Consider the following 26,026-nt stretch of genomic DNA (forward strand, 5'->3'; position numbering starts at 1 on the left):
AAGTTATTATTGTAGGGGAGGAATTTAATTTATGGCAAGAAAAATGCAAACTATGGATGGCAATACGGCTGCAGCTCACATTTCCTATGCCTTTACTGACGTAGCGGCTATTTATCCTATTACTCCGTCAACAAATATGGCAGAGCATGCTGATGAGTGGGCCACTCAAGGGCGAACTAATATTTTTGGTCAAACTGTGAAAATAGTAGAGATGCAATCAGAAGCTGGTGCAGCTGGAGCCGTACATGGATCCTTGCATGCAGGGGCTTTAACGACCACATATACCGCGTCTCAAGGCCTGCTGCTTATGATTCCTAACATGTATAAAATTGCTGGTGAACTTTTGCCTGCGGTGTTCCATGTCAGTGCTAGAGCTTTGGGTGCGAATGCACTTAGCATCTTTGGTGATCATCAAGATGTTATGGCGACTAGACAGACTGGATTTGCTTTGCTTGCTGAAAGTAGTGTACAGCAAGTTATGGATTTAGCTGCAGTAGCTCATTTGTCGGCAATCAAAGGGCGTGTTCCTTTTCTTAATTTTTTTGACGGGTTCCGTACGTCTCATGAAGTGCAAAAAATCGAAGTTCTTGAATATGATGAGTTGGCTCAGTTAGTAGATCAGAACGCAATCGAAGAATTTAGAAGAAAGGCACTGAATCCTGATCATCCAGTTATAAAAGGGACAGTACAAAACTCTGATATCTATTTCCAACAAAGGGAAGTTTCCAATCGGTATTATCAAGCCCTTCCTGAAATTGTCGAAGAATACATGGCTCAAATCAATAAACTGACGGGCCGGGATTATCATCTTTTCAATTATTATGGTGCTTTAGATGCGGATAGAATGATTATAGCCATGGGGTCAGTATGTGAAGCCATTGAAGAAACAGTTGACTATTTGAATGCGAATGGGGAAAAAGTTGGTCTATTGACGGTACATTTGTACAGGCCTTTTTCTTTAGAACATTTTTTCAAGTATATTCCTAAAACAGTGAAAAAAATTGCTGTTTTGGACAGAACGAAAGAGCTAGGGGCATTTGCTGAACCCCTTTATTTGGATGTAAAAGCAGTATTTAGCGGTAGAGAATGGCAACCAATTATCGTTGGCGGCAGATGCGGTGTGGGTGGTAAAGACGTAACTCCTAGTCATGTTCACGGTATTTTTGAAAATCTAAAGCAGCACCAACCAAAAGACAACTTCACCGTTGGTATTGTAGATGATGTGACCTACACCTCTCTGCCTCTCGGAGAAGATATTGATACTACAGCAGCTGGAACGACTGCTTGTAAGTTCTGGGGGCTTGGTTCAGATGGGACGGTTGGCGCCAACAAGAGTGCGATCACCATTATTGGTGATCATACTGACATGTATGCCCAAGCGTATTTTGCCTATGATTCTAAAAAATCTGGTGGTGTTACCATTTCCCACTTGCGGTTTGGTAAAAGTCCAATAAAATCACCTTATCTAATAAATAAGGCTAACTTTATTGCCTGTCATAACCAATCCTATGTAGATAAATATAACGTATTGGAAGGTTTAAAACAGGGAGGGAATTTCCTCTTAAACTGTAATTGGACGGAGCAGGAGTTAGATACGAATTTACCTGCTGCAATGAAACGCTATATGTTCAAAAATAATATTAATTTTTATACCATTGATGCTGTTCGTATTGCCCAGGAAATTGGTCTAGGCGGCCGAATTAATATGATCATGCAAGCTGCTTTTTTCAAGATTGCGGATATTATTCCTGCCCAAGATGCGGTTACATATCTGAAAAAAGCGGTAGTAAAATCCTATGGAAACAAGGGTGAAAAAGTCGTAAATATGAACAATGCTGCCATCGACAAGGGGGTGCAGGCCATTGTCAAAATAACGATTCCTGCTTCCTGGCAAAATGCACAAGATAAAAGAAGTACGGAGGATAACGTACCAGCTTTCATTAAAAATATTTTAGTTCCAATGAACAGGCAAGAAGGAGACCAATTACCTGTAAGTGCTTTTGTTGGTATGGAAGATGGTGCATTTCCGATGGGGACAGCGGCATATGAAAAACGTGGTATTGCCATTAATATTCCCTGCTGGTTACCAGAACATTGTATTCAGTGTAATCAGTGCTCCTATGTATGTCCCCATGCTGCTATCAGACCCATATTAATCAATGAGGAAGAAATGGAAAAAGCCCCTTCTGGTTTCGTGAGTAAAGACGCTAGTGGTGTGAAAGGCTTGAATTTCCGCATTGCCATTTCGGCTTATGATTGTACAGGGTGTGGTAACTGTGCCCAGGTTTGTCCATCCAAAGAAAAATCTTTAGAAATGAAACCGCTTGAAACTCAGCTCGAACAAGCTGTTTTATGGAATTATGCGCTAGCTATATCACCAAAAGTAAATCCTTTAAATCCACTCACTGTAAAAGGCAGTCAATTTGAACAACCCCTGCTTGAATTCTCTGGTGCTTGTGCAGGGTGCGGTGAAACTCCCTATGCAAAACTCGTCACTCAATTGTTTGGGGACAGGATGATGGTTGCTAATGCTACCGGTTGTTCTTCCGTTTGGGGCGCTAGTGCACCATCGATGCCTTATACCAAGAATCATCGGGGGCATGGACCAGCTTGGGGTAATTCCCTATTTGAAGATAATGCTGAGTATGGATTAGGTATGCTGCTTGGTGTAAAACAGCTCAGAGAGAAATTATCTCGGGATATCCAAGTAGCAGCTGAATTGAGTGAGGACCTTGAATTTAAAAGGGCCTGTGAGGACTGGTTGTTGAATAAAGATCAGGGTGATGCTACCCGTGATAGAGCCGATAAACTGGTCGCTCTACTAGAAAAGAATAAAGAAAAAAATCCTTTGCTCAATGAAATTTACAAGAATAAAGATTTTATGGTAAAGAGATCTCAATGGATTTTTGGTGGTGATGGTTGGGCTTATGACATTGGCTTTGGTGGATTGGATCATGTACTGGCATCTGGCCAAGATGTGAATGTGCTTGTATTTGATACTGAAGTATATTCTAATACAGGTGGTCAGTCTTCCAAGTCAACCCCAACCGCGGCAATTGCAAAATTAGCTGCTAGCGGTAAACGAACTAAGAAAAAAGATCTTGGAATGATTGCGATGAGTTATGGGAATGTCTATGTAGCACAAATTGCAATGGGCGCTGATAAAAATCAAACTCTTAAAGCTATCGCAGAGGCAGAAGCCTACCCGGGGCCATCTTTAATTATCGCTTACGCCCCTTGTATTAACCATGGTTTAAAGGTAGGTATGGGTTGCAGTCATTTGGAAGCTAAGCGGGCCGTAGATAGTGGTTACTGGTCATTATATCGGTACAATCCTCAACTGATAGATACTGACAAAACGGCATTTGCATTGGATTCCAAAGAACCAATCATGAGTTTTCAGGAATTCCTTATGGGGGAAGTGCGTTATTCCTCACTAAAGAAACAGTTTCCTGAGTTAGCTGGAAATTTATTCAATGAGGCCGAACAAGAAGCAGCAAATAGACTGAAAGGTTATAGACGGCTAGCTGGTCAATATGCAGCAGTCATCCAGGAAGTTGCTGCGACTAAAGAGTAAAAATAAAGAGTTAGGGCTATCTCAATATCTGAGATAGCCCTAACTCTTTACTACAATTAATTATTTTAGTTTATCTTTGTAGAACTTAATTTTATCATTCAGATTTTGAAGGTTGTTTTCCCATTTCGCCTTTTCTTTTACCACAGCTACTTTATGTTTTTCTAGTATTTCTAATCGTTGCTGTGTTGTGGAATCTCCTTGATATCGTAATAAAGAGTATTCTCTAATCTCTTTAATCGACATCCCAGTGTCTTTCAGTTTTTGAATAAATAGAATCCAATCGACATCCTGAGGGGTATAAAATCGTCTTCCTGCCGAATCACGGCTGACAACAAGTAATTGTTCTTTTTCATAATAACGTAATGTATAAGAACTTATATTAGTTATATCTGAAAATTGTCCGATTGAATAATTCATTTTTATTTCCTCTTGACTTAGAGTTAACTCTAAGAGTTACAATTCAATTATAACAAATGCAGGAGGTAAGAACAATGAATTTAACTCGTTTTGAAAAAGGATTGAAAAAACTGTCAGAGGTGGATGGCACTGCTGGTGAACATGTTATTGAGGCCCTTAAGGATATTGCGCCTGATTTAGGGAAGTACATTGTTGAGTTTGCTTTTGGTGATATATACTGTAGGGAAAATTTGAACTTACAAGAGCGAGAGATGATAACCTTAGCGAGTTTAATGACGCAAGGAGGCTGTGAAAATCAGTTAGAGGTACATATAAATGGAGCGTTAAATGTAGGGATTACACCACAGAAGGTAATTGAAGTCTTCCTTCAAGGTATTCCTTATACAGGATTCCCAAGAGTTTTAAATGCTGTTGGGGTTGCTGCAAGAGTTTTTAAATCACGCAATGTAAGTGCTAAAGAGGCTGCTATATAGGATATTTAATCCAGCGCAATTCTTTAAGACAATGAAGTTGCTTTTCATAAGTTCTGGCGACAGAATAATGTGAAAAGCAACTTCATTTTTAATATGATATGCTTTATGGTATGCATTTTTCTTTTAACTGGAATGATAATATCATAAGGGAGTCCAAAATATATCCTCGCAATAAAGGAAGGAGTGTTTACTATGGAAAAAGAACAAACTATTATTTCATACTTTTTTACTGAAAAGAAAGTAAAAGAAGCGAAACAGGCATTAGCTTGTGTTGGTTTAGAAGACGTCCATATTCGAAAAGTAAGCCGCTTTGGTATAACTAACGATAGAACCCAAGATAATCCCATATCTAGAGCTGAGACTCTTACTGGTCTAACACTTTTTTCAGCGAATACTTCAAAAGAGGAAAACGCATCGGCAAGGGTTTTGCTCGGAGCAGATCCTTCGGTTAGTGGTATTAGCACCAGTGGCAATCAAATGCCTGGCCCAGTTTTCTCGCTAACTGCATTTGTTTCAGAAGAGCGGGTCGATGAAGCAGTGAGAATACTTAAACAAAAGGGAGGGCAAGTATAAAAACAAAAGAGTAAACAATTTTTCTCTATATATTATAAGTCTTGGAAGGAAATGAGTCCCTAAACGATAAATTAAAAGTTAACAAGCCAAGGAATATAAAATGGAGCGATGAAAGAGATAAATATGGCAGCAACCGCCATGGCTACTCCTGCCATGGCTCCTTGCAGAGCTCCTTCTTGAAGAATGGTAGCTGTACCTTGGCCATGAGAAGTAACCCCCATAGCTAATCCCCTAGCAATGGGATTCTTTATTTTGCAAAAAGAGAGAGCACCGGGACCAATGATGGAACCTAGTGTGCCTGTGAAAACAACAAAGGCGACAGCAATAGCCGGGTCACCGCCGGTAAGTAGAGAAATTTCAATGGCAATAGGGGCAGTAATCGACTTAGGCGCAATGGAAGCAGTGATCAGGGAGTCAAGTCCGCTAATTTTTGCTAATAAGACAGCCGTTGTTAAGGTTGACAAAGCACCGCAGCTAATTCCTACTAATATGGGTAGTAAGTTCTGGCGTAATACGTTTCGATTTAAATAGAGAGGGAGCGCCAATGCCACGGTGGCAGGGCCGAGTAAAAAAGTCATTACATCTTTACCAGGCTTGTATTGTTCAAAGGTTATGCCTGTATAGTGAAAGACGATAATAATGACTGTTGTACTGAGGAGTACAGGATTGTATAAAGGATTTTTAGTTTTCAAAAATAGTTTTCGACTAATGATATATAATGATATAGTAAGGAAGATGGTGAAAATTACTAATAATGTGGTGGGCAAGCTAGTTTGCGCCTCCTTTTCTTTCGAGATATTTTGTAAGAAACTGAGCGATTCCCCCTGTTGCTAGTAAGGCGACGAAAGCACTAATGACTAAAGGCAAAAAGAGCAGATGTCCTTTTTGGGTAAATAACCCTCCCCAGTCCATGAGTCCTACAGCAATGGGTATAAAGAAAAAAGATAAGTGTTTTAGTAATGGATTGGCACCGAGAGAAAGCCATTGCTCTTTAATAATGCCAGTAGATAATAAGGTAAATAAGAGAAGCATACCTAACACACTGCCTGGTAAGGGCAAGTGTAAAATTCCGATGATCCATGTACTGACAGAATAAATAAGCCATAGTAAGAAAATTTGTCCTAATGTTTTCAGAGCGTTTTGCAATGTTTATCACCTCTTATATATGATCTGGTAAAAGTAACCTTAGTATATACATAATAGCAGTAAATAGTATATAATGCTTCAAGAAATACTTTTTATTGAGGTGGATAAGTTGGAACAAGTGATTGTATTCTTTCAAAATTTTGGAGCGGCGGGCCTCTTTATTATTTCTTTTGTTGAATCTATTTTTTCGCCGATATTGCCCGATTTGTTATTGATTCCTATGGCTCTATCAGCACCAGAAAAAGCTATATACTATTCTGTGATTGCTACAACTGGGTCTGTATTAGGTGGTATTATAGGTTATTTCGTTGGCAACAAGTATGGAATCATTGCAGTAAAAAAGTTTGTGCCTGACAAATATGTTGTTAAAATAACCGGTTGGCTCGATCATTATGGTGGATGGGCTATTTTTCTTGCTGCCCTTGCACCAATCCCTTATAAGTTTGTTAGTATCAGTTCAGGTGTTTTTCGTATAAATATGATAGTTTTCTTAGTGGCTTCCATATTTGGCCGCGGAAAACGATTTTTGTTGGAAGGCATTCTGATTTTTTATTATGGTCCTAAAGCGTTGGAATTAATAAAAACCTATTCCAATACTTTTCTGATTGGACTCACTATCTTTATTGTCCTTCTTGTTGTCGGTGTAGTAGTGATGAGAAGACTTCCCCAAAGAAAATTGAGTTAAAAAGACTTGGCGTACGCCAAGTCTTTTTAACTTATTTTATGACTAGGATTATGTAAAGATTTACCGTATACTAGTATTATAGATTTATGCAGAAATAGAGGTGAAAAAATGGAAATTAGTAAAGTACCACAGACTCCCGGTCCTGGACAAGTGGAAAGTGCGAAATCGACAAACGTTCAGGTAGAACAGGATCTCGGGGTATCTAGTAGCAATCCATTGGTGCAAAAGGATTTTCAAGTTAAATTAGAAGATATTATTAAAAATAAATTGACAGATCTAACTACTTTGCTAGGAAGTCGGGATCAACGGATTGGTTCATTGCCAGAAGATATTAAAAAAATTGTCCAGGAAATTTTGCAGCAAATGACGTCCACTAAGGATGTAGCTCAAGGGATGGAGCACTCTTTAAATACACAAAAAAATATAGCAGAGCAGCTTACTAATTTGGCAAATATCCTAGAGATTGCAGCTACGTTACAAAAAGGTGAGTACCAAGACGTACAGTCAGTGTTAAAGAGAATTGCTGAAATGGTAAGAGGACAAGCTGAAATGTCTCCAGATCAATTGGCAAATCAACTCTCACAATTAGTAAAACAACTGAATTCGTTACCTCAAAATACTAGGCAGGCGGTAGAACAATTTTTGCAACAGCTTTTCCCAGAAAGCGGACAATCCTTAGGGCAAAATAAGGAAAATACGTTGTTGCAATTAACAAGTCAATTAGCCTCGAATACTAGTTTACCTCAAGGCGAACTAAAACAGGTTGCCAAACAGCTATTACAGCAATTAACACCAGAAAATCTAAAACAGCTGAGTCAAAATGATAAGAATTCATTGGTTCAACTAACTAAATTATTGGAAAAGAACATGCCTTCTGGATTACAACAATCATCAGTAGTAAATCAAATGCCAGATTTGCCAGAAGTGTGGACTCTATTACAGACAATTGATGCTCAGCAGTTTAAAGGTATACCACCTAAAGTCTTAGAGCAAACAGCAACTACATTACAAGAGCTTTATCAGGAGATGAAAGCATCACCGGATAAAGCTGCTGTAGCAGCAAAATTAGAAAATTTTGTGCAGAACTTGCCCCCAGAGCTGGGAAAAGCGGTTCAACAAGCGATAAAACAAGGAGTCCAAGATAACAGTGTATTGACCTTGATAAAAAGTTTTGGAAATGCTGCATTATTAAATGGACAAGAGTCAAAAGACGTCGAAACCTTTATGGCGAAATTAGCGGAAAATCCTATGCCCAAATCCTTGGCAGCACCAGCAGCGGATTTATTGGCGCAAGTGGCAAAGCAATTATCCGAAACGACGCTAACAATTGAGCAGTTAAAAACCCTAATGAAGCAGATTCAAAATCAACTGCTTTCGCCAAATGATAAGCTTATTGAAAAGGCGCAGCCAGGACTAGAACAATTGACCAAGGCAGTAGAGCAAAATATTCCACAAGCTTTGCAAGACATGGCTACAAAAAATAAGTTGCCAGAGCTTTCTAAAATGTGGGTACTATTGAAGGCCGCAGGGGGAGAACCATACCAAAATTCAAGTCTAGAGAGTTTGCAAAAATCTGCCGGGTCAATAAAAGAATTGGCCCAATCATTATACAAATCCTTGGCAGGTGAAACGGAGAAGCTGATAGATCATAAGTCATTATCTTTTTCACTACCTCTTTATTTCGCGGATGGAACACGTTATCCGGCTCATATTCATATTTACCAGCAAGAAAAGGAAAATAGCAACCAAGTGACAAAAAAACAATTTGAAACATGGATGCGGGTTAGTCTAGATACAGAAAACATTGGCATTGTTGACAGTGTTTTTAGACTATATGAAGAAAATAAGCTGGATTTACGGGTTATTTTTCCCGATTCCCCTGCTGTTAGTGAATTTACCCAAACTCTGCCTGAAATTAGAAAAAGTATTGATGATACCACGCTTAAACTTACCAATATTATGATCAATAAAATATAATTCTAAGGGCCAGAATCCCCAAAAAGGTTGTTACCTCTCAAAGGTGACAACCTTTTTTGGGATTCTAATAATCGAAAAAATATTATATAAGATGTAAAGTAAAAAGCAATAGCGTTCATGGTAAAAAAGAATTAAATAAGTTAAAAAAATAACATTCTATATGAGAATTGCTTCACAAGTTGCTATAGCTAAAACGCATAGATTCGATTACTATAAAAGATTTTACCTAGCATAACTTCTGTTGTAAAATAAAAAACAAGAATTATCCGACAAAATAATGAATTCAGTTAAATTCATTTATTACTGCTTTTTGCAATATTCTAGCAATGTTGTGAAAATATATATGTAAGAATAATGTAAGAAATCTCTTAATCTTGGCAGAATAAAATAGGAGGTGTATTTATGAAAATTATTGTACTTGTAAAACAGGTTCCTGGGACTGATTCGGTAAAACTTGATCCTGTAACTGGAGTTATGGTGCGTACTGGTAAAGATACAATTATTAATCCACTTGATGAAAATGCATTAGCTGAGGCCATTCGAATTAAGAATACTTATCCCGATGTAACAATCACTGCGGTGAGCATGGGTCCAGTATCAGCAATGAAAGCAATCAAAGAAGCAATCTCAATGGGCGCAGATGATGGGGTATTAGTATCGGGCAGAGAATTTGCTGGATCAGATACGATTGCGACAGCAAAAGTAATTGCGGCAGCAATTAAGAAAACAGGCGATTTTGATATGATTCTTTGTGGAGAACGTGCAACAGATGGTGAGACAGGACAAACTGCGGCAATGATTGCTCACTATCTTGACATTCCAGCACAGACTTATGTATCCCAATTAGAAATTTTAGAAGATGGCGTTATTGTAAAACGTACTGTTGAAAGTGGCTTTGAAAGAGTTCAAGTAACATTCCCTGTATTGGTTTCTGTAAATAAAGATATTAGTGATACTGGATTCCCTACATTAAGTGGCAAATTAAAAGCAAAACAGGTTGAAGTGCCAACATGGGGAAATGCAGAACTTGGTTTTGATAAGAGTGAGCTTGGACTTACCGGTTCACCAACTCGTGTAGTGAAAATCTTTAGCCCTAAACTTTCTCGTGATACGATCATGGCAAAGGCCAATGGTACCACGCAGCCGATTGATGAATTGATGTCCTTTTTAGCTCAAAAAGACGTTTTATAAGGGGGGGAGACAATAATGATGTCAAGTTATGTTAATTGTAGTATCGCAGAAGCGAAAAACCTTGCGGACTTTAAAGGTGTATTTATTCTAGGTGAACAACGTGATGGTAAAATACAAGCTGTTACTTATGAACTATTGACTTGGGGACGTGGAATTGCGAATGATCTCGGATGTGAGCTTGGTTGTATTTTGCTAGGTGACGAAATTGAGAACCTGGAAGAAGTAATTTTACGTGGCGCAGATAAAGTGTTTTTCATTCAAGATCCTATTTTCAAAAACTTTTTGCCACAACCGTACAGCAATGCAATTACCAGATTAGTTAAAGAAGAAAAACCAGAAGTTATTATCGCTGGTGCCACAACTACTGGCCGTACGGTAATGCCATTGGTCACAGCAAAAACCCATACTGGTTTAACGGCTGACTGTACTGAACTTACAATTGATCCTGAGACGAAATTATTATGGCAAACTCGTCCTGCGATAGGTGGCAATATTATGGCTACCATTAAAACTCCTGAAACACGCCCACAAATGGCTACAGTTCGTCCTAGATCAGCAAAACAATCTCCAATTGATACTTCTAGAACCGGTGAAATTATTGTTAAGAAGTATGCTGGTCCAACATTATTGACTGCAGAAAAGTTTTTAGAATTTATCGTTGATACTACACAAGCGGTTAGTATTGAAGAAGCTGATGTAATTGTTGCCGGCGGTAAAGGAATGAAAAATGCTGCAGGTTTCAAATTGATAGAAGAATTAGCAGAATTAATGGGAGCCGCTGTTGGTGCGACTCGTGATGCAGTTGAACTTGGCTGGTCAACTTATCCGCACCAAATTGGTCTTTCCGGTAAAACCGTATCACCTAAATTGATGATTGCTGCAGGAATAGCAGGTAAAATTCAATTCTTGGCAGGTATGCAGACCTCTGATGTCATTGTTGCAATCAATAAAGACCCTGAAGCACAAATCTTCAAAGTGGCGGATTTCGGTATAGTAGGCGATGTGTTTGAAGTAATGCCGATGCTAATTGAAACGGTCAAAAAAATGAAAGCTAAAGCATAAGGGGGGATATGAAATGCAATTTAACAAAGTAACAGCTGAGATTATTAGACAACTTCAAGATATTCTTGGACAAGCAAACGTAGTTGCAGATGAAGAAAAGATGGAAATGTACTCTCGTGATGAGACTTCAGATAAACTTTGGGAAAAAATGCCTGAAGTGGTTATAAAACCTGAAAATGCACAACAGATTGCGGAAGTTGTCAAATTAGCAAATCGTGAAATGATTCCGATTACTCCTCGAGGTGGCGGTTCAGGTCTAGCTGGTGGTGCTGTGCCATTGCATGGTGGTATGGTATTATCCTTAGAAAAGATGAATAAAATTATCGAAATAGACAAAGAAAATTTATTCATGGTACTAGAACCTGGTGTTACCACTGGGGAAGTACAAAAAGAAGCAAGAGAATTAAATCTGTTTTATGCTGGTGACCCTTGTTCTGCAGAATCTTCCTTCATTGGTGGTAATGTTGCAACAAACGCTGGCGGTAATAAAGCAGTAAAGTATGGCGTTACAGGAAGACACGTTTATGGTTTAGAGGTTGTTATGCCTGATGGTGACATTGTTGTTTATGGTGGTAAAAACATAAAAGACGTTACTTTCTACGATATGGTACATTTAATGGTTGGCTCAGAGGGAACCTTAGGAATTATAACAAAAATATGGCTTAAATTAATGCCTTTACCTCAATATGTTGCGGATTTATTAATTCCGTTCCCAGATATGCAATCAGCAATTAAGGTTGTGCCAAAAATCATGACAGCAGGGATCATTCCAACGGCAGTTGAATTTATGGATAGCTTATCCATTAAAGCAGCTGAAATGTATCTCAATAAAAAGCTGCCATATAGTGATGCTGGTGCCTACATTATTTGTGAAGTTGATGGAAATACAGAACTGCAAGTACAAGATGACTATGAAACCATTGGTAAATTATGCAAAGAAAATGGTGCCTTAGAAGTTTTTGTCGCAGATAATATTTCTACACAAGATCGTATTTGGAAATCACGTAAAGCGTATGCAGAGGCATTGCGTATGTTAAGCCCAGTCTATTGTATGGAAGACATTGTAGTACCTATTTCCAACATTCCTGCAGCTCTGGATGCGATTGAAAAGATTGCGAAAAAATATGATTGTAAGATTCCTAGTGCTGGTCATGCTGGTGATGGAAATATACATGCCACTATTTTAAGAGAAGATCGTGATGATCATGCTTGGCATGATTTAAAAGATGCAGTGTTGTCGGAAATTTATGATGCTGTATATGTACTTGAAGGCAACTTATCAGGAGAACATGGCATCGGAGCAAAACGTGTATCAGCCATGTATAAACATATGACTGCTGGACAAAAGAAGGTATTGCAAACCGTCAAGGATGCCTTTGATCCTAATAATATTATGAATCCTGGGAAAATTGTACTTTTAGGTAGAATAGCAGAATAAGAAAAACAGTCTAGATCTCCTAAAATGAGATTTAGACTGTTTCTTTTCTACTATAGAATACATTAAAATCATCATTTCCTTCCTTATTATATATACTGCAGAATTTAAGAAGTTAGTTTGAGCTCTTTATTATAGAAACAAATGGTTCTAGATTGAAAAACTTTGAAATTGTGATACAATGTAAAAATACTAAGTATCTGTAGTAGTAGGAAGGATGAAGCGATTGTTTGATTTTTCAAATGTAAGTCTAGAGCAGTTAATTATACATAAGGTAGGCAACAAGTTACGCGATGAGGGAATTTTTCTATCCCCATCCATTTATGACATGAAAGATGGCAATGTAGAAGAACTATTGCTAAAATATTTTTTATCTTCTTTTAAAGAGAAAGTTTTCTATAAATTTTCTCATGAAACAGATATTCATTTAAATGAATTGTATATGTATGTTAGCAGTATATTCATTGATCCTGAACAATTTTATGAACAATCTGTAAATATATTAAAACATTTATATGAAAAATCTTCTCATCCGCAAATTAAAGGCGGCGAGTTTTATATGGCCTATTTTAAAGATTGCATCATAAATGAGCAACGTGCAGATGGGATTGGAATTTTTAAAACAGAAAAGAAGGAAACCTATTTAAAGATTACCAAATACGCTGATGAGTTTATGATTGGCAGCGACAAAGGGATTAATGTTAAAAAATTAGATAAAGGCTGTATTATTTTTAATGTGAATTCTGCTGATGGTTATCGGGTTGCTATTGTAGATGCCATCAATAAGGGTGACAAAGAGGCATTATATTGGAAGGATGAATTTTTACGTGTAACAAACGTACAAGATGAGTATTTTCATACAGAAAATTGTTTGCAGGTGTGCCGCGATTTTGCCGAAAATATTTATGGACAAGTTTATCAGGCTGACAAAAAGGACCAGGTGGTTTTTGTTAATGAAGCAGTGGCCTATTTTGATAAGCATAATGAATTTCACTTAGATCAATTTGTTCAAGAAGTTGTAAAAGAGCCTGAACTTATTGAACAATTTATAGAACATAAGCAGAATTACGAAAGTAATCAAGGTTTTGTTGCAGCGGAAGGTTTTAGTATTTCGAATCCGGCAGTAAAAAGTGTAAAAAAGAAATTTAGAAACCTGATTAAATTAGATACTGAAATTGAAATCAAAATAAAAAATCCTACAACAGAAGCTGGTAAGATGCAAAACATTGAAAGAGGTTTTGATGAGGAGACGGGTATGCACTTTTATAAAGTGTATTTTAATGAGGAAGAATAAGAATTTAAAATAGAGGAGAATATAACATGGATTCTAGAAGCGAGTTATTAGAACTAATCGGACAATTACCAGAAGAGAAAGTCTCTACTGCTTTGACTTTACTTAAGGAACTGATTACTAAGCAAGAAAATAGTGAAAAGGTAATAGATCCTTTACAGGATTTAATGAAAGCCTTAATGTACTCGATGAACAATAGCTTATATGATTTGTCGATTGATGCAGGGCGTAAAGAGGAAAAAGTATTGTCTAACCGTTTGGAATCTTATCGCAAAAGAGTTGCAGAGGCTTGGGAAGTATATAAAAGTAAAAGTGGCATAAACTAATGTTCAAAAAATGACCTTATTCGTGGAGATAAGGTCATTTTATATTAAATTAATTTTATTTGACTGGATAATGCAATCCTGTTTATCATAAAGTAGTAATAAATTGAATATGTATTTAGAATTAATACATAATTGAGACAAATTCAAAACAGAAATAAAACACAGAATATTCTTGTTGTTTTGTTTGAAACAACAAGAATATTTGTAGAGCTGAAGGGCCTTATTTTGCTGACAATAATCCATTGTTTCAAGCTGTTGTCAGCAAATAAAACAAATCTTGGCATAGTTATTGCAAGTGTGTAATGTTAAGCACAAAAGCGAACAGTACATGGAGGCATAAGATGATTGGGGTAGTTATTGTAACACATGGAGGTTTGGCAGGCGCTTTACTCAATGCAGCAGAGTTAATTATGGGTAAACAAGAACAAATTGCGGTCGTTGAGTTCGAATTAGGAGACGCTATTGCTGATTTACAAGTACGTACTGCGCAAGCTGTGCAAAAAGTTGATACAAATCAAGGGGTTTTGCTATTAGTGGACCTAGTAGGGGGGAGCCCTTATAATGTGACCGCCATGTTGGCTATGCAGAAATGTGGTATTGAAGTAGTCACAGGTATAAATTTACCCATGTTACTAGAAGTCCTGCCCGCAAGGAATCTTGAATTAAGAACCTTGACTGATTTAGCACTTGAGAGTGGCTGTAATGGTATTAATAAGTTTGTAATTTCTAATTTCTAATATAGGATTTACATGATAAGGAAAAACCTGAAAAAGAAGGAAGAGAAGCGGTGAGTATTGAATTAGTAAGAATTGACGATCGCCTCATCCATGGGCAGGTTGTCATGGCCTGGAGTAAGGCTGTGTCAATAAAACGTATTGTAGTGATAGATGATAAAGTGGCTAAAGATCTTATTCGTAAAATGCTCCTAGAAACTGTAGCACCTCCTGGTGTAAAGGTTTCGGTTCTCAATACTCTTGAAGGCATTGAATATTTGAAAAGTAATACGAATGCTAATGAAAAATTACTCTTGCTATTTACAAATCCTGCCACGATAGTAACCTTAGTAGAAAATGGAATAGCAATTACAAAAGTGAATATTGGTGGGATGAGTTTTATGCAAGGGAAAACCCAGTTGACGAAGGCTGTTTCATTAGATGAAGATGATAAAAATGCTTTTAAAGCACTGCATAAATGTGGTATAATTTTACAAATTCAAGTATTGCCTAACGATAGTCCTGTAGATATTATGACTAAAATATAGCAAGGTAGGGAGGGATACTGTGTTTACAGCATTAATGGTGGCGCTGGTAGGGTTTCTAGCTGGAATTGAAAGTGTGCTAGATGAATTTCAGTTTCACCGCCCTCTTCTAGCTTGTACGTTAACGGGCTTAGTTATGAGTGATTTAGGGACAGGCATTTTAATAGGTGGCACTTTGGAAATGATGACTTTAGGGTGGATGAATATTGGTGCAGCCCAGTCTCCTGATTCTGCAATTGCTAGTATTTTATCGACGACCTTAGTGATTGGTGCTCATCAAAGTATGCCAGTCGCCATTGCTCTAGCCATACCCTTAGCGGGAGCTGGGCAAATTTTGACTACTTTTGTCAGAACTATCTGTGTATATTTTCAACATATAGCAGATCCTTATGCTGATCAGGGAAAAACTTCAGGAATTACTTTGGCTCATCTAGGAGCGTTATGCATACAAGGACTACGAGTAGCCATTCCTGCTTTTTTTATTGCTTACTATTCCGATGCTGCTTTGGTAAAAGAGCTATTGCAAAGTATTCCCCAAGTTATTACAGGTGGCTTGCAAGTAGCGGGAGGGTTTATTGTCGTAGTTGGGTATGCTATGGTTATTAACATGATGAAGGCTGGTCATTTGATGCCATTTTTCTTTTTAGGTTTTGTAGTAGCTACTTTTCTTAATATTAATTTAGTGGGCATTGGGATTATGGGTGTAGCAATGGCTATGCTATATCTGCAATTAAAATACAATCGGGAAGAATGCTAGGAGGCACACATGGTGAGTGATAAAAAACTTACGAAGGGTGACTTATTCTGGGTATTCTTGCGATCAAATCTTATTCAAGGTTCCTGGAATTATGAACGGATGCAGGCACTAGGATATTGTTTTTCTTTAGTACCTGTTATCAATCGATTATATGAGAAAAAAGAAGATAGGATAAGTGCCTTAAAACGTCACTTGGAATTTTTTAATACCCATCCTTTTGTCATATCACCGATACTAGGGGTGAACTTAGCCCTTGAAGAGGAAAAGGCAAATGGAGCGGAAATTGAGGATAGTACAATCCATGCAGTAAAGGTAGGGTTAATGGGGCCTTTAGCGGGAGTTGGGGATCCTATCTTTTGGGGAACCCTACGTCCCGTAACAGCAGCATTAGGAGCTGGCCTAGCAATGCAAGGAACTATTTTAGGGCCGCTACTATTTTTTATACTGTTTAATACAGTGCGTTTACTCATACGTTGGTATGGTTTATTATATGCTTATCGAGCAGGTCTTGGTATTATGCAGGATATTGGCGGAGATAAGTTACGTAAATTAACAGAGGGAGCCTCAATTCTTGGTTTGTTTGTTATGGGGGCTTTAGTAGCAAAGTGGACGTCAATCAATGTGTCCCTTGTTGTAGCAAAAAGTGGAGAAATGATTACTACAGTTCAGGATATTTTGAATCAACTTATGCCCAATATGTTATCCTTAGGCCTCACTTTTTTATGTATTTATTTATTACGCAAAGGTGTATCGCCATTAACCATTATCGCTGGATTATTTTTTATAGGCATTGCCGGTTATTGGGCAGGAATATTGAGTTAAGCTATGTTTAGTTATGGGTTTCTCTGCATTATTGCAGTATAAATAAATGTTGATTTTATAAAAAAAGAAAGGTTGTGTAAATTTCATGGAATTCAATTTACAAATTCAAAATCAAGCAGGTTTACATGCGAGACCAGCAGCGATGTTCGCACAAAAGGCTTCTTCTTTTAAATCCAATATTATGATATTTAAAGAGGGAAAAAGTGCCAATGCTAAGAGTATTATCAGTATTATGGGCTTAGGCGTTAAAAAAGGTGATAATTTACTTGTTAAAATTGATGGTCCAGATGCCGCAGCAGCAGGTGAAGCGTTAAAAAAACTAGTTATGGATAAATTTGGAGAAGAGTGATAGTATGTTGAAAATAGAAGGAATCGCAGCATCAGCGGGAATTGCTATGGGCCAAATTATGCATATTCAAGAAGGTTCCCATGACTTTGACCGCCGAGTAGAAGCATCACAAGCTCCTAAAGAAAAAGAACGTTTTATAGCAGCCCAGCAAAAAGCTGAAGCTGAGTTAGATGTTTTACAACAACGTATGGCAGCTACTGTAGGGGAACAACAGGCTGAGGTGTTTGCAGCGCATAAACTAATGGTGAATGATCCATCCTTGGTTGAAGTTGTTATGAATGATATTGATAATAACTATGCCAGCGCAGAAGCTGCTGTGCAGGATGCAGTAAATGAGATTGCAGAGATGTTTCTTGCCCTTGATAATGAATATATGCGAGAGCGGGCAGCTGATATTAAAGATATTGGCAAGCGGCTGTTACGTATATTACAGGGAGGGTCAGACGAGGTAAATTATGCGGGTATTTTGGCAGCGCAAGACTTATTACCTTCTGATACCGCTGCTATCGATTTAGCTAGTGTATCAGGATTTATTACTGCTCTTGGCGGTAAAACCTCTCATAGTTCGATTTTAGCTAGAGCTGCCGGAATTCCAGCAGTAGTTGGTGTCGGTAATGCCCTAGAAAAATTGAAAAATGGTGATATGGTTATTTTAGATGGCCATGCAGGTTATGTATTAGTAAATCCTGAAGAAGCAGTCTTAGAAGAATATCGTCAACGTATGGAAAAAGAACGGGCAAAAGCTGCAGCCTTGGCAGCAGTAGGGCATTTGCCAAGTACGACGATTGACGGAAATCATATTGAATTGGCTTGCAATATTGGAACACCAGGCGATATGGAAAAAGTAATTGCTGCCGGTGCAGAAGGAGTAGGTCTATTCCGTACAGAGTTTTTGTTTTTAGATAAAACAAGTGTGCCAACAGAAGAAGAGCAAGTAGAGGCCTATAAAGCCGTTCTGTCAGCTATGCCAGATAAAAAAATCGTCATACGGACATTAGATGCAGGTGGCGATAAGCAACTGCCATTTATCGGTGGTTTACCTGAGGCCAACCCAGCATTAGGGCTACGTGCAATTCGCTTGTGTATGGTATACAAGGATGTATTTAAGACACAACTGCGTGCCTTATTACAAGCCAGTGTAGCAGGGAACTTGCATATTATGTTTCCTATGATTGCCACTATCGATGAATTGGTGAATGCAAAAGCATTACTGCAAGAAGCAGCAGAAGAATTAAAACAAGAAGGCATTCCCTACCGTTCGGATGTACCTGTGGGAATTATGATTGAAGTTCCTGCAGCAGCTGCTATTGCAGATATACTAGCAGAAGAAGTAGATTTCTTTAGTGTTGGTACCAATGATTTGGTTCAGTATACGATGGCTGCAGATCGTATGAATGAGCATGTAGCTTATTTAAGCGACTATTTCCAGCCGCCTGTAGTTCGTTTGATTGGGAATGTTGCTAAAGCAGCGCAAAAATCGGGTAAATGGGTAGGTATGTGTGGCGAAATGGCAGGAGATCCTCTAGCAACACCACTTTTAATTGGTCTTGGATTGACGGAGTTGTCTATGAATGGCAGGGCCGTTCCTGTAGTGAAACATCGGATTCGTCAACTTACCTTAGGACAATGTCAAGAGTGGGCTGAACATATTCTGACTCTAAGGACCGCATCTGCTATTAAGCAGGAATTAGAAAAAATTGCTGAAAAATATGAAATAAATTAGATACATTTCATTTTTAATATAGCAATATGAGAGGTGTGCTTATGTTAAAACGTATTGCTGTCATGACAAGTGGTGGTGATTCTCCTGGAATGAATGCAGCGATTCGTGCAGTGGTGCGTGTAGCAATTCATGAAGGCGTAGAGGTATGGGGTATTTATAACGGCTATGCGGGTATGTATGAAGATAAAATGGTGAAACTTGAGTCAAGATCTGTGGGAGATATTTTGCAGCGGGGGGGAACTTTTTTAGGAACTGCACGCTGTGAAGTATTTAGAACACTAGAAGGGCGACAAAAGGCTGCAGAAAATTTACGCCGTCGTGGCATTGAAGGTCTTATTGTTATTGGTGGGGATGGATCCTTAACAGGTGCCCAATTGTTATCGGAACTCGGAATTGCTGTAGTTGGTCTTCCTGGTACCATTGATAATGATATTTGGGGTACAGATTATACAATTGGTTTTGATACAGCGATCAATACTGTAGTAGATGCCCTCAACAAACTGCGGGATACCGCTTCATCCCATGGCAGAGTAATGGTGCTTGAAGTTATGGGGCGCAATTCTGGCTGGATTGCTATGACTGCCGGACTTGCAGGTGGAGCAGAGCAAATTCTAATTCCAGAAATGAGTGTAAATTTAGACGAAGTATGTCAAAAGCTACGTACAAGTCATGATAATGGGAAAAAATATAGCGTGGTAGTTGTTGCCGAAGGAGTAGGCAGTGCTCTAGCTATTGGCGAAAAAATCGCTGCTGACACGGGTCTTGATACTAGAGTATCTGTATTAGGACATATACAACGAGGTGGGTCACCTAGCGTATTTGATCGCATTTTAGCTAGTACATTGGCTGAACATGCAGTCTTAGCTCTAATTTCAGGAATATCCAATGTATTATTCGGTTCTCGGAATGGAGCCGTTGTTCCAATTGATTTAGCAGATGCGATAGGACACAAGCGGACAATTGATACCTCCACATTCCGGTTAGCCGGCGTATTGTCTCAGTAAGATAATAAAAATAAAAGCATTGGGAAATAACCCTTTGCTTTTATTTTTATTATGACTTTTAACGTTATATAATAAGTATATAGTAATTTTCTGCTGGATGTGGCCTTAGAGGAGTGGGAAAATGAAACGCCAATTAAAGGTTTTAGAAGTGTTAGATGAGTTATGTGCTGAAAAACTAGATAAAAGTATGTTGCAGCAGCATAAACCATTAGGTTTTACTGCAGAAGAGGTAGCGGCAGCAGCAGGTTTTTCTCGTAGTAATGTGAGTAGCGATTTAAATGCGCTGCATAGAGAAAGGCTTGTAGTAAAATTGGTGAGCCGATCTACCTACTATATAACGGTTCGATGGGTAGAATCAATTTTCCCAACCTTACACGGGCAAGTGCCAGCAGTGGTGCGTCACCAGCGTCAGATTGAAGAATTAGCTACTACTAAAGTCTCACAGATAGAAAGTAGTGCGCCAAATGGTGAAGATTCTGCCAGAAGCTTTGATATCTTACAAAAGACAAAAGAGGATCATGATTCTTTTGAGGGATTAATTGGCGCCAAGGATAGTCTTAAGATTGCAGTGGAGCAGGCGAAGGCTTCGGCCCTTTATCCCCCAAAGGGGCTCGATACCTTGCTGGTTGGCTCTACTGGAGTTGGTAAAACATTATTTGCTGAATATATGTTTAAATTTGCTTATAATCAAGGAAAGATTTCCGCAGATGGCCAGTTTGTCGTATTTAATTGTGCCGACTATGCGAATAATCCTCAGCTTCTGATGTCACAGCTATTTGGCCATGTACGAGGGGCCTTTACGGGAGCAGAGAAGGACAAGGCTGGCTTAGTGGAAAAAGCAAATGGCGGCATGCTCTTTCTAGATGAAGTACATCGTTTGCCACCTGAGGGACAAGAGATGTTGTTTTATCTCTTAGACCGGGGTGAGTTTCGGCGTATGGGTGATACTGATAGGACACGTCATGTAACGGTAAGGGTAGTGGCTGCTACTACAGAGAACCCTGAGTCTGCCTTATTGAAAACTTTTTTACGACGTATACCTGTAGTCATTCAATTACCTGATTTAACGGTACGTCCATTGCATGAACGATTTGAGCTCATTAAGTTTTTACTAGCTCGTGAAGCAGTTCATATTCAATCTAGAGTTATTGTGAGCCAAGAAGCATTATGGGCTTTACTTTTGTATCGATGTGTAGGGAATATTGGACAACTACGTAATGATCTACAACTCGTATGTGCTAAAGCTTTTTTGCATAGGTCAGATAAGAGCAAACCAGTGCGGATCGCATATGAGGAATTGCCTCCTAAAATTAAACAAGCGATTGTTTATGATCCTCAGGCCCGTTTAGAAACCAGTAAAATTTTATGTACTTTAGGCAGTGAATTACTCATTCAACCAAATGGAGTGGCAGCGCAAGGAGAGGGCGACCGGAGCTTGCCTAAAAACTTTTACCAAACAATCAGTGATCGGATGCAATTTCTTAAATCCCAAGGTATTGGACAATCAGAAATTATTCAATGCATAGAAATGGATGTAGAAAGCTATTTTCAGCGCTTAGATCCTGAACAGTTAGAAATATCACAAGAATATTTACAAAGCATTTTGCCGCAGGAATTTCTCACGGCATTTGACATAGCCTGTAGTAAAGCCGAAAAAATGGGAAATCCTTTAAGTCGTCGGTTATATTATGCCTTAGCAATTCATATTGCCGCGACAGTGGAACGGATACGTAGTGGGTTACCCATTGTAAACCCTAATGTTAGGTCAGTTGCAGAACTGCATCCTAAGGCGTACGCGGTGGCAGAAGGAATGGCTCAGTGTCTTGGTGAGAAGTTAGGAGTATTAATTCCCTTAGATGAAATCGGTTTTATTGCTCTTATGCTGGCTACCTTTGATGATCGCCATGGAAAGGAAGATCGGAAAGTAGGGGTGCTTGTTATTACTCATGGTAATTCTACCGCTACAAGTATGGTTGAATTTTCGAATAAGCTTTTAGGAGTTAGTCATGCCCGCGGGATTGATATGCCTTTAGAAGTAAATGTAGATTGGGCAATCGAAAGAGCTGTGCAGGTAGCCCGTGAAATTGATGAAGGAAAAGGCATTATTTTATTAGTTGATATGGGATCTTTATCAAGTGTGGCAAAAGCAGTAACAAACCGAACTGGAATTATCGTCAAGAGTGTAGAGATGGTAAGCACACTAATGGTATTACATGTTTTACACAAGGCTATTTTGCCTAAGAATGATATAAATGTAGTTTATCGATCGGCGTGGACAGCACGTAGTATGTCTCAGACTGTAGTACAAGCCGAAGAGCCAACAAATTTTATTAGTGGCAAGGATAAGGCCATTATGACTACTTGTTTTACTGGTGAAGGGGCAGCACTTAAAGTTAAAAGTTTATTGGAAAAACTTTTAAGTCAATGGCAGCTTTTCAATATTCGCGTGATAGCTGTAGAAGCTGGAAACCAAGAGGTATTGCAAAATCGTCTTACTTCCTTATTGCAGTCCTACGATATTGTTGCGAGTGTGGGAAGTATTGACCCTGAGATTGAAGACCGACCTCATATTGCCATTGAGGAGTTAATGCAGGGGGGAGCAGGTAGTGAATTACGCCGTCTGCTAACAGAAGGATTAAAAGCATCTGATATTGCAGATCGCTATACGGATCGAGGTATGGATTGGGAAGTTATGCGTGGTATGGTTGCTGGCATGTTGGATGAATTTCTGACTTTTGTTAATCCACGTAAGGTTATGGATACACTAATGATATGTATTAAAAAGTTAGAAGAAGAATTGGAAGTTGAATTTTCTTCTTCGGGTCTGGTGCGTATGCTAGTACATTCTGCTTGCATGGTAGAACGCTTGCTAACCCAGGCTGGTATTAGTTACCCTGACACAGCTACCTTTATTGCTGAACATCCTCTTGAGTATGCTGTTTTAAAAAATGTTACGAATGCATTGGAACAACAATTTGCAGTGGTAGTCAATGATGAAGAGATATGTCATCTCATTGAAATTATTAAGTTAGAACGACAAAGAAATGTTGGGGCATAAGAAAACGCGACGCGTCCTTTTTGAACCACAAAGACACAAATGGGTTCTATCTATTTCATTCCCATCTTCTTTGTGTGCCGCGATAGCGGCATTGTGTCTTTGTGGTTCAATCTTTTTAACTAGAAACTTATAAATTCTGATGCATAAGAAAAAAGAGCAGATTATATCTGCTCTCCACGGTCATAAGTGTAATCAAATTCTACATTGGAAATGTTGTTAGACACAATCGGATCTCTTACTGGATCTGGCAGCAAAGAAAAATCCCTAGCAGAATACGATTTCATGTTACGAGGCTTTTGTTCAAAGAAGCCTCTTTTGTTTGGGGCATAGGCTGGTTTACTTTTTCTCATAAATATAACCTCCTTAGTTGGAATTGTTACATTGGGAGTCATTATTAGTCTTCCAAGTAAAAGGAGAGATATTTACTTTATTAAAAAAAGATTTCTTGTCCCAGTTGCTTAATTTCAACGGTAGGAATCGATAATTCTTTTGCTCTTTTACTAAAATCATGACTGGCACCAAAATCTTTCCCAAAGTGCATTGGCAACAATAACTTTGGTTTGCATTTCATCGCAAAGTACTCGGCACCTATGCAGTAAGCTTCCTCTAAGCGACGGTCTACAGGGAAAAAGGCAATATCAATGGTCTTGCCAACGATTTTTTCTACTTCCTCTTTAAAGGCCTTTTCGGCAATAACTCGATCTTCTTTCGGCTCTCCGGACCAATGCCACCAATTCAAGTCACCAGCATGGAAGATAGACAAGCCATCAACTGTTAGGAGAAAAGAAATACCTTGATCTGTAGATCCAAAAGTTTGGATTTTTACATCATCAATAATACTTTCTTCGTAAGCAGCTACCATATGGCATTTATAGGGAGCTGTATTTGTTCGAATATCATTGCTTAGTATGTAGTTTATATCAGGATTTTCTTTTGCCCAATCAAAAATGATACGGTCAAAATGATCTGCATGAGCATGAGAAGAAAAAACCATGATATTTTTTTTGCTTTTAAGAAACTCACTGGTAATAACTCCATCAGTCATGCTAAGCTTATTGCCAGGAAAAGGTTGATAATAATCGAAAATCATAAAATGATTTGCTGTTTCCACAGCATAGCCGCTGTGGAATAGATAAGTAATTTTTGCGTTAGAAGGATTCATGTTATCACCTCATAGAATTTATTTATTATTATCTATTTTTTTTACTATAGATAATCTTCTCATAGTAGATATTCGAATGGGGTAAACAAAGTACTACTTTTATTAAAAACGAGATACGTTTAATGACCACATTATAACATAGAATTTGGTAATTAGGCTGTACTCTCTAACAATTAATATCTTTATCTTAATATGATTAAAGAATAAGAAAAGAAGGTTTCTGCTAAATTAAATCAGCAGAAACCTTCTCTTTGATAAGATTAAGATTGTATTTGGTTACTGTCTTTTTTATTAGTCAACTTGGCAATCGAGGGGAGGATAAGTCCTAGGCCAAGAAGGATAAAGGGAGTAAGTAGGTTTAGAGACAATTGGAAATACCATTGGGAAGTAAAAAGTTGAACACCTTTCGGGAACATACCCATGATACAAGCAAAAGAGGTAAAAAGGAAGCACCATAAACCAATGGAAATTGCTCCAGTAGAATTTTTCATAAAATGATATTCTGCTGAAAATTGACCTGCAAGGCGACGTACCGCGATATAGGCAGCAAACACCCAAAGGTAGCGTAATGGCATAACTATAGAATTTAGATCCAGTAACCAATTGTAGAGGTCATTCATATTACCGATACCAAGTGCTGGAATGATAATCAGTGTACCAACTAGAACAGCAGTCATTTTATAACCATTAATCGGTGCACCGTATTCATTAGTCTTGCTTAATGCATTAGGAATATACTTGGAATCGCTTTCTGCTAATAATACTTTGAGTGGTGCATCAATCGAGAATACTAATGCTGAAATTTGTGATAAAAAGTTGGTAAAGGCGTACAAGATGAGGAACAGGTTACCAACCCCGTAGTGTTGTCCTAATAATTTAAATGCGTAATATTGACCATTCATCTTTAAATCTTTAGGAATATTGTTGGAATCAAACATCATACCCATAGCAAGAGATCCTAATAAAGCGGAAAGAGCTACTAAAATTGCCAAAATAATCATGGCTCTAGGGAACTCTTTACTAGCATTCAAGGTGTTTTTAACATAAGGAGAAATTTTTTCACATCCCCCAACCGCAAAAACTAGCATAGAAATGGTAGTAAAGTAGGTAAAGTCAAAATTAGGTAGAAAAGTGTGTAAACTTAGATCAGTGGTGGCTATTGAAACGCCTCTGATAGAAGGTGCCGCTAACATTAACAATACATACATAAATGACATGATGAGCATACAAGTACCTGCAACCATTCCAATTCGTTTCAAGGATGTAATGCCTCGAGAAGCAACCCACATGAAAAAGATGAATAAAACCAATGTAATGAGTTGTAGTACCATTGGACTGAATGTCTTAATAAAAGTACCATCTTGGAATACACCCCAGCCTAAAGCAATTAGGATTTGTTGAGGCTTTTGTGCAAGATAAGGCACATGTACTACCCAGTAAGTCCAACCAGCCAAATAGGCCAATAATGGGCCCATAGTAGATCCAACCCAAGTGCTGACCCCTGCTTTACCTTCTTGAAATGTAGAACCCATTTCTCCTACCATTAATACGTAAGGGATAAAATAAAGTGCAATAATAAGTATCCAGGAAACAATAACTGTCAGTCCTTGATTGGCATAGTTATTCACAACGTTACCAAAACCCCATACCATGACAAAAACCATTAGTGCAAGATTGTACCATCTTAATTTTTTTGCTTCATCTTGGGCCATAGATTAACCTCCTAAAATTAATTGTCTT

The 26,026-nt window shown here is 38.3% G+C and carries 24 protein-coding genes; 18 read left to right on the forward strand and 6 right to left on the reverse strand.

The genetic code is table 11. The features are described from left to right. Nucleotides 1–31: 31 nt before the first annotated feature. Nucleotides 32–3,577 (forward strand): pyruvate:ferredoxin (flavodoxin) oxidoreductase, encoded by a 3,546-nt coding sequence (gene nifJ, locus QSJ81_RS01870; RefSeq protein WP_285715715.1) that lies wholly within the window; start codon nucleotides 32–34, stop codon nucleotides 3,575–3,577. Nucleotides 3,578–3,637: 60 nt separating this feature from the next. On the opposite strand, the gene QSJ81_RS01875 is transcribed toward nifJ, so the two are convergent. Then, the gene (locus QSJ81_RS01875; RefSeq protein ID WP_285715716.1) at nucleotides 3,638–3,994 is read right to left on the reverse strand and encodes a MerR family transcriptional regulator; all 357 of its coding nucleotides are present in this window, start codon (nucleotides 3,992–3,994) and stop codon (nucleotides 3,638–3,640) included. Between the two features lie 74 nt (nucleotides 3,995–4,068). Here QSJ81_RS01875 and QSJ81_RS01880 point away from each other — a divergent pair, with 74 nt between their 5' ends. Continuing rightward, a complete protein-coding gene (locus tag QSJ81_RS01880) occupies nucleotides 4,069–4,467 on the forward strand; it encodes a carboxymuconolactone decarboxylase family protein (protein WP_285715717.1) in 399 nt (132 codons plus the stop codon). 192 nt (nucleotides 4,468–4,659) lie between these two features. Further along, the gene (locus tag QSJ81_RS01885; RefSeq protein ID WP_285715718.1) at nucleotides 4,660–5,040 is read left to right on the forward strand and encodes a hypothetical protein; all 381 of its coding nucleotides are present in this window, start codon (nucleotides 4,660–4,662) and stop codon (nucleotides 5,038–5,040) included. A 71-nt stretch (nucleotides 5,041–5,111) separates the two neighbouring features. On the opposite strand, the gene QSJ81_RS01890 is transcribed toward QSJ81_RS01885, so the two are convergent. Both QSJ81_RS01890 and QSJ81_RS01895 read right to left on the reverse strand, forming a co-directional pair. Continuing rightward, nucleotides 5,112–5,807, reverse strand: a complete 696-nt coding sequence (locus QSJ81_RS01890) for an LrgB family protein (protein ID WP_285715719.1) — start codon at nucleotides 5,805–5,807, stop codon at nucleotides 5,112–5,114. A 1-nt stretch (nucleotide 5,808) separates the two neighbouring features. Further along, nucleotides 5,809–6,186, reverse strand: a complete 378-nt coding sequence (locus QSJ81_RS01895) for a CidA/LrgA family holin-like protein (protein ID WP_285715720.1) — start codon at nucleotides 6,184–6,186, stop codon at nucleotides 5,809–5,811. Between the two features lie 118 nt (nucleotides 6,187–6,304). On the opposite strand from QSJ81_RS01895, the gene QSJ81_RS01900 reads away from it, so the two are divergent. The 15 genes from QSJ81_RS01900 (at nucleotide 6,305) to QSJ81_RS01970 (ending at nucleotide 23,124) form a co-directional block, all read left to right on the forward strand. Further along, the gene (locus tag QSJ81_RS01900; RefSeq protein WP_285716054.1) at nucleotides 6,305–6,871 is read left to right on the forward strand and encodes a YqaA family protein; all 567 of its coding nucleotides are present in this window, start codon (nucleotides 6,305–6,307) and stop codon (nucleotides 6,869–6,871) included. A gap of 108 nt (nucleotides 6,872–6,979) precedes the next feature. Further along, nucleotides 6,980–8,848: a hypothetical protein gene (locus tag QSJ81_RS01905; RefSeq protein WP_285715721.1), complete on the forward strand. Its 1,869-nt coding sequence runs from the start codon at nucleotides 6,980–6,982 to the stop codon at nucleotides 8,846–8,848. Between the two features lie 402 nt (nucleotides 8,849–9,250). Continuing rightward, the gene (locus QSJ81_RS01910) at nucleotides 9,251–10,039 is read left to right on the forward strand and encodes an electron transfer flavoprotein subunit beta/FixA family protein (RefSeq protein WP_285715722.1); all 789 of its coding nucleotides are present in this window, start codon (nucleotides 9,251–9,253) and stop codon (nucleotides 10,037–10,039) included. A 15-nt stretch (nucleotides 10,040–10,054) separates the two neighbouring features. Then, nucleotides 10,055–11,101, forward strand: a complete 1,047-nt coding sequence (locus QSJ81_RS01915) for an electron transfer flavoprotein subunit alpha/FixB family protein (protein WP_285715723.1) — start codon at nucleotides 10,055–10,057, stop codon at nucleotides 11,099–11,101. Nucleotides 11,102–11,114: 13 nt separating this feature from the next. Next, entirely contained in the window at nucleotides 11,115–12,539 is a 1,425-nt protein-coding gene (locus tag QSJ81_RS01920) for an FAD-binding oxidoreductase (RefSeq protein WP_285715724.1), read from the forward strand. A 214-nt stretch (nucleotides 12,540–12,753) separates the two neighbouring features. After that, nucleotides 12,754–13,830, forward strand: coding sequence for a nucleoid-associated protein (locus QSJ81_RS01925; protein ID WP_285715725.1), 1,077 nt, complete (start codon nucleotides 12,754–12,756; stop codon nucleotides 13,828–13,830). Nucleotides 13,831–13,856: 26 nt separating this feature from the next. Next, complete coding sequence (locus QSJ81_RS01930; RefSeq protein ID WP_285715726.1) at nucleotides 13,857–14,153, forward strand: hypothetical protein; 297 nt, start codon at nucleotides 13,857–13,859, stop codon at nucleotides 14,151–14,153. Nucleotides 14,154–14,494: 341 nt separating this feature from the next. Next, nucleotides 14,495–14,890: a PTS sugar transporter subunit IIA gene (locus QSJ81_RS01935; protein WP_285715727.1), complete on the forward strand. Its 396-nt coding sequence runs from the start codon at nucleotides 14,495–14,497 to the stop codon at nucleotides 14,888–14,890. Between the two features lie 50 nt (nucleotides 14,891–14,940). Next, on the forward strand, nucleotides 14,941–15,414 hold the full coding sequence (locus QSJ81_RS01940; protein ID WP_285715728.1) for a PTS sugar transporter subunit IIB: 474 nt from the start codon (nucleotides 14,941–14,943) through the stop codon (nucleotides 15,412–15,414). Nucleotides 15,415–15,433: 19 nt separating this feature from the next. After that, a complete protein-coding gene (locus QSJ81_RS01945; protein ID WP_352230858.1) occupies nucleotides 15,434–16,168 on the forward strand; it encodes a PTS mannose/fructose/sorbose transporter subunit IIC in 735 nt (244 codons plus the stop codon). Nucleotides 16,169–16,177: 9 nt separating this feature from the next. Then, nucleotides 16,178–16,990 (forward strand): PTS system mannose/fructose/sorbose family transporter subunit IID, encoded by an 813-nt coding sequence (locus tag QSJ81_RS01950; protein ID WP_285715729.1) that lies wholly within the window; start codon nucleotides 16,178–16,180, stop codon nucleotides 16,988–16,990. An 85-nt stretch (nucleotides 16,991–17,075) separates the two neighbouring features. Then, nucleotides 17,076–17,339: an HPr family phosphocarrier protein gene (locus tag QSJ81_RS01955; protein ID WP_038668802.1), complete on the forward strand. Its 264-nt coding sequence runs from the start codon at nucleotides 17,076–17,078 to the stop codon at nucleotides 17,337–17,339. A 4-nt stretch (nucleotides 17,340–17,343) separates the two neighbouring features. Next, nucleotides 17,344–19,062 (forward strand): phosphoenolpyruvate--protein phosphotransferase, encoded by a 1,719-nt coding sequence (gene ptsP / locus QSJ81_RS01960; RefSeq protein ID WP_285715730.1) that lies wholly within the window; start codon nucleotides 17,344–17,346, stop codon nucleotides 19,060–19,062. Between the two features lie 41 nt (nucleotides 19,063–19,103). Beyond that, a complete protein-coding gene (pfkA, locus tag QSJ81_RS01965; protein WP_285715731.1) occupies nucleotides 19,104–20,066 on the forward strand; it encodes a 6-phosphofructokinase in 963 nt (320 codons plus the stop codon). Between the two features lie 121 nt (nucleotides 20,067–20,187). Continuing rightward, entirely contained in the window at nucleotides 20,188–23,124 is a 2,937-nt protein-coding gene (locus tag QSJ81_RS01970; protein WP_285715732.1) for a sigma-54-dependent transcriptional regulator, read from the forward strand. 161 nt (nucleotides 23,125–23,285) lie between these two features. Here QSJ81_RS01970 and QSJ81_RS01975 read toward each other — a convergent pair whose 3' ends face one another. The 3 genes from QSJ81_RS01975 to QSJ81_RS01985 all read right to left on the reverse strand — a co-directional run bounded on the left by QSJ81_RS01975 (nucleotide 23,286) and on the right by QSJ81_RS01985 (nucleotide 25,998). After that, nucleotides 23,286–23,474, reverse strand: coding sequence for a hypothetical protein (locus QSJ81_RS01975; protein WP_285715733.1), 189 nt, complete (start codon nucleotides 23,472–23,474; stop codon nucleotides 23,286–23,288). Between the two features lie 80 nt (nucleotides 23,475–23,554). Next, entirely contained in the window at nucleotides 23,555–24,286 is a 732-nt protein-coding gene (locus QSJ81_RS01980) for an MBL fold metallo-hydrolase (protein ID WP_285715734.1), read from the reverse strand. A gap of 260 nt (nucleotides 24,287–24,546) precedes the next feature. After that, nucleotides 24,547–25,998 carry an APC family permease gene (locus tag QSJ81_RS01985; protein ID WP_285715735.1) on the reverse strand — a complete coding sequence of 484 codons (1,452 nt, stop codon included), beginning with the start codon at nucleotides 25,996–25,998 and terminating at the stop codon, nucleotides 24,547–24,549. Between the last annotated feature and the right edge of the window lie 28 nt (nucleotides 25,999–26,026).

It is taken from the genome of Pelosinus sp. IPA-1 (assembly GCF_030269905.1).
Lineage (GTDB): Bacteria > Bacillota > Negativicutes > DSM-13327 > DSM-13327 > Pelosinus.